We start from the raw sequence: 4,825 nt of genomic DNA on the forward strand, positions 1-4,825 counted from the left end.
CCGGCCCGACGCCGTCCGGTCGCCCGTCGCGCGGCCCGATCCCGAGCGGGACGGGAGCCCACGCCTCGACGGATTGGGTCGGGACCGGGCGTCATGAACGACCAAACCCTCACGCACGGGCGCCGGTGACACGATGACCATCTTCCTGCAGCTCGTCGCGTCCGGCGTCGCGGTCGGCATGATCTACGCCGCCATCGCCTTCGGCTACCAGCTCACCTTCGCCACCTCGAAGACGCTGAACTTCGGGCAGGGCGAGGCGCTGGCGCTGGGCGCCCTGTTCGGCCTGACGCTGGCGCCGTTCACCGGCTACTGGCTGATGATCCCGCTGGTGCTGGTCTTCGGCTTCGCGCTGGGCGCCGTGGTCGAGCGCCTCGGCGTGCGCCCGGCGGTGAAGATCAAGTCCGAGTACGGGTGGATCATGGCCACCATCGCGCTCGGGATCATCTTTCGCAATCTCGCCGAGAACATCTGGGGCCGCGACGACCTGAAGTTCCCGTCGCCGCTGCCCGAGGAGGCGCTGCAGCTCGGCGGCATCCGCATGCTGCCGATGGAGCTGCTGATAATCGCCGGGGCGTTGCTGATGATGCTCGCGGTCGAGATCTTCAATCGCAAGTCGATCTGGGGCAAGGCGGTGATCGCCACCTCGAACGACATCGATGCCGCCGGCCTGATGGGCATCAACACCAAGCGCGTCATCACCCTGTCCTACTCGATCAGCGCGATGACGGCGGCGTTCGCCGGCGTGCTCGTCGCCCCGGTCACGCTGACGGGCGCCACGATGGGCGCGGTGCTGGCGCTGAAGGCCTTCGCGGTGGCGATCATCGGCGGCCTCGAATCCGGCCTCGGCGTCATCGTCGGCGGGCTGATCCTCGGCATCGCCGAGACGCTGACCGGCTTCTACATCTCCACCGGCTACAAGGACGTGCCGGGCCTGATCCTGCTCCTCGTCGTGCTGTCGATCCGCCCCGTGGGGCTGTTCGGCAAGGCCGTGATCAAGAAAGTCTGAGCCGATGGCGCACTCCACCTTCGCGCCGGCCGCCGCCCCGGCGCCCTCGGCCTCCGCCGGTCTCGGCCGGCATATCGGCGCGGCGGGCGCGGTGCTGCTCGTGGTGTTCCTCGCCGCCTTCCCGCACGTGGTCACCAGCAGCTACTACATCCACCTGCTGCTGGTGATCGCGATCTACGCGATCCTGATCCTCGGGCTCGACATCGTCGTCGGCTATACCGGCCAAGTCAGCCTCGGCCATGCCGGGCTGTTCGGCGTCGGCGCCTACGCGGCGGCCGTGCTGTTCCTGCACTTCAAGCTCGGGATCTGGTGGGGCCTGCTCGCCGGGATCGGCGTCACCTCCGCCTTCGGCCTGCTGCTCGCGGTGCCGGCGCTGCGGGTCACCGGCCCGTACCTCGCGATGGTGACGCTGGCCTTCGGCACCATCGTGCAGATCTTCATCAACGAGCTGACGCCGATCACCAACGGGCCGCTCGGCATCACCCTGCCGCCGGCCCGCGTCATCGACTTCGCGAGCTTCGGCATCAGCCCGCCCTGGGGCGCGGCCGGCCGCAAGCTCGAGTTCTACTATCTCGTCTGCGCCTGCCTCCTGCTGACGATCGTGGTGGTGAACCGCATCGTGCGCTCGCCGTTCGGGCGCGCCTTCGAGGCGCTGCGCGACTCGCCGATCGCCTGCGACTGCATGGGCGTCAGCGTCTACCGCTACAAGGTCTACGCCTTCGTGGTCTCGGCGGCGCTCGCGGGGCTCGCGGGCGCGCTGTTCGCCTGGTCGGAGCGCTACGTCGCCCCGAATTCCTACGGCTTCGAGCTCACCGTGCTGTTCCTGCTCGCGGTGACGATGGGCGGCCGGAAATCGCGGGCCGGCCCGCTGATCGGCTCGGCGATCATCGTGATGATGCCCAACATCCTGGCCGACATCGACCTGGTGCGGATCATGGCCGGCCTCATCGCCGCCGTGGCGCTCGTCGTCGGCATCCAGGCCTTCCTGCGCCGGCGCGAGAACCGCTTCGCGATCCTCGTGCCGGTGGTGCTCTGCATCCTGTTCCTGCCCGCGACGCTGGCGCTGCAATCGGTCACCGACTTCCGGCTCAGCGTGTTCGGCCTGCTGATCCTGTTCGTGGTCTACTACCTGCCCGATGGCATCGTCGGCTTCCTGCGCGAGAAGATCCCGGCGCTCCGCCCGGCCCACACGGCGGAGGGCAAGGCGCTCTCGGCCGACGGCGACGCGCTGATCGCGCAGCGCGGCAAGGCCGCCGGCACCGAGCCGCTGCTGCAGGTCGAGCAGGCGCTGATGCAGTTCGGCGGCCTAAAGGCGCTGGCCGGCGTCGACCTGTCGGTGAGGCCCGGCACGATCCACGGGCTCATCGGCCCGAACGGCTCGGGCAAGAGCACGATGATGAACGTGCTCACCGGCATCTACAAACCCACCGCCGGCGCGGTGACGCTGGCCGCGGCCGGCAGCGCGCCGAAGCGCCTCGACGGGCGCACGCCCTCCGAGATCGCGCTCGCCGGCGTGGCCCGCACCTTCCAGAACGTGCAGCTCTTCCGCGAGATGACGGCCCTGGAGAACGTGCTCGTCGGCCTGCACCACGCCTTCCACGGCACCATCGTCGACGCGATCCTCGGCACGCCGCGGCGCCGCCGCGAGGAGCGCGAGGCCCGCGCCCGGGCGATGGCGATCCTCGACTTCATGGGCCTGTCGAGCCTCGCCCAGGTGGAGGCCCGCAACCTGCCCTACGGCAAGCAGCGCCTCCTGGAGATCGGCCGCGCGCTGGCGCTCGACCCCGTGCTGCTGCTGCTGGACGAGCCGGCCGCCGGCCTGACCGCGCCCGACATCGCGGACCTGACCGCGATCATCCGCAAGATCCGCGACGCGGGCATCACCGTGATCCTGATCGAGCACCACATGGACGTGGTGATGGGGCTGTGCGACCGGGTCAGCGTGCTCGATTTCGGGCACAAGATCGCCGAGGGCGGGGCCCGCGAGGTGCAGGCCGACCCGAAGGTGATCGAGGCCTATCTCGGCGCCCCCGACGACATGGGCGGCTCGGCCGCTCCGGAGCCAGCCCATGCTTGAGGTCGCCAACCTGTCGGCCGGGTACGGCCAGATCGAGGTCCTGCACGGGCTCTCGTTCCAGGTGCCGAAGGGCAAGGTCGTGACGCTGATCGGCTCCAACGGGGCCGGCAAGACCACGACGATGCGGGCCCTCTCGGGGATGATCCAGCCGCGCGCCGGCTCGATCCGGCTCGCCGGGCGTGAGATCTCGGGGCTCGACAGCCACGACGTGGCCCGCGCCGGCCTCGCCCACTCGCCGGAGGGGCGGCGGGTGTTCCCGACCCTGTCGGTGGAGGACAACCTGACGCTCGGCGCCTTCCCGCGGCTGACCGGCTCGCGCCCCAAGGGCGACGTTTCCGCCGACCGCGAGCGCGCCTACGCGCTGTTCCCGCGCCTCAAGGAGCGCCGGCTGCAGCTCGCCGGCACGCTCTCGGGCGGCGAGCAGCAGATGCTCGCCATGGGCCGCGCCCTGATGCTGCGCCCCGACATCCTGCTGCTGGACGAGCCGTCGATGGGGCTGGCGCCGAAGCTCGTCGAGGAGGTGTTCCGCATCATCCGCCAGCTCAAGGAGGAGCAGGTGACGATGCTGCTCGTCGAGCAGTTCGCCATGGCGGCGCTCGGGGTGGCCGACTACGCCTACGTCCTCGAGAACGGCCGCATCCGCTTCCAGGGGCCGGCGGCCCGGCTCAAGAGCGATCCGGCGGTGCGCGCGGCCTATCTCGGCGGCGACCACTGACCGCGGGTCTTCGCGGTGCCGCTTGGCAATCCGGGGCGCGAGCCCCTACCTGACGCCGAGCGACACCCGGAGACACCCTTGGCACACGACGATTCAGGCCCGGCCCAGATGCACGCCACCACCATCCTGATGGTGCGCAAGGGGGGCCGCGTCGTCATCGGCGGCGACGGCCAGGTCAGCCTCGGCCAGACCATCGTCAAGGGCAATGCCCGGAAGGTCCGGAAGCTCGCCAAGGGCGCGGTGATCGGCGGGTTCGCCGGCGCGACGGCCGACGCCTTCACCCTGTTCGAGCGGCTGGAAGCCAAGCTCGAGCAGTATCCCGGGCAGCTTACCCGCGCCTGCGTCGAGCTGACCAAGGACTGGCGCACTGACCGCTACCTGCGCCGCCTGGAGGCGATGATGCTGGTGGCCGACAAGGACGTCAGCCTGCTGCTGTCGGGCGCGGGCGACGTGCTCGAGCCGGAGGGCGGGGTGATGGCGATCGGCTCCGGCGGCAACTACGCGCTGTCGGCCGCGCGCGCCCTGGAGGACACCAACCTCGACGCCGAGGCGATCGTGCGCAAGGCCATGCGGATCGCCGCCGAGATCTGCGTCTACACCAACGAGAGCCTCGTCCTCGAGGCTCTCGACGCGGGCTAGGTCCGGCCCTCACCGGCTCCGTCCCGACGGCCCTGGGGCCGCCGGGAGGCTGCGCGGCTGCTACTTGTCGAAGCTGTAATCGAGGTCGATGCCGTCCTTGCCGTCGTCGCTGGCCTTGAAGGTCATCTTCATGCGCGTCTCGGTCGTGCCCGTGTCCTGGGTCTCGTCCCAGACCGAGGTGTAGCGGCAGGTCATCCGCTTGGCCTTGCGATCCTCGAAGACCGTCTCGGGCTCGACCAGCGCCTTGAGCCGGCGCTTGCCGTCCTTGAAGTCGGGGGCGCCGTTGACCGAGGCCATCAGATCCGTGCGCACCGCGTCCTGCGCGCAGAGCGTACGAGCTGGATATGGCGGAGCCGCAGGGAGGAATTGTGCGGGTGCGTGGGTTGTG

At 70.2% G+C, this 4,825-nt stretch carries 5 protein-coding genes; 4 read left to right on the forward strand and 1 reads right to left on the reverse strand.

Going from position 1 to position 4,825, the window contains the following annotated elements; genetic code table 11:
• Window positions 1–133: 133 nt before the first annotated feature.
• The 4 genes from FV223_RS20205 (at window position 134) to hslV (ending at window position 4,437) form a co-directional block, all read left to right on the forward strand.
• Window positions 134–1,006 carry a branched-chain amino acid ABC transporter permease gene (locus FV223_RS20205; RefSeq protein ID WP_147728683.1) on the forward strand — a complete coding sequence of 291 codons (873 nt, stop codon included), beginning with the start codon at window positions 134–136 and terminating at the stop codon, window positions 1,004–1,006.
• Between the two features lie 4 nt (window positions 1,007–1,010).
• On the forward strand, window positions 1,011–3,083 hold the full coding sequence (locus FV223_RS20210; protein ID WP_147728684.1) for a branched-chain amino acid ABC transporter ATP-binding protein/permease: 2,073 nt from the start codon (window positions 1,011–1,013) through the stop codon (window positions 3,081–3,083).
• Window positions 3,076–3,798: an ABC transporter ATP-binding protein gene (locus tag FV223_RS20215; RefSeq protein WP_147728685.1), complete on the forward strand. Its 723-nt coding sequence runs from the start codon at window positions 3,076–3,078 to the stop codon at window positions 3,796–3,798. Before FV223_RS20210 ends, FV223_RS20215 begins: the two co-directional genes overlap by 8 nt.
• Before the next feature lie 108 nt (window positions 3,799–3,906).
• The gene (hslV, locus tag FV223_RS20220; RefSeq protein ID WP_147728687.1) at window positions 3,907–4,437 is read left to right on the forward strand and encodes an ATP-dependent protease subunit HslV; all 531 of its coding nucleotides are present in this window, start codon (window positions 3,907–3,909) and stop codon (window positions 4,435–4,437) included.
• Window positions 4,438–4,497: 60 nt separating this feature from the next.
• On the opposite strand, the gene FV223_RS20225 is transcribed toward hslV, so the two are convergent.
• Window positions 4,498–4,825 (reverse strand): hypothetical protein (locus FV223_RS20225; protein ID WP_210247521.1); only part of this gene is annotated, 328 nt, incomplete at its 5' end.

The organism is Methylobacterium sp. WL116, assembly GCF_008039455.1.
Classification (GTDB): Bacteria; Pseudomonadota; Alphaproteobacteria; order Rhizobiales; family Beijerinckiaceae; genus Methylobacterium.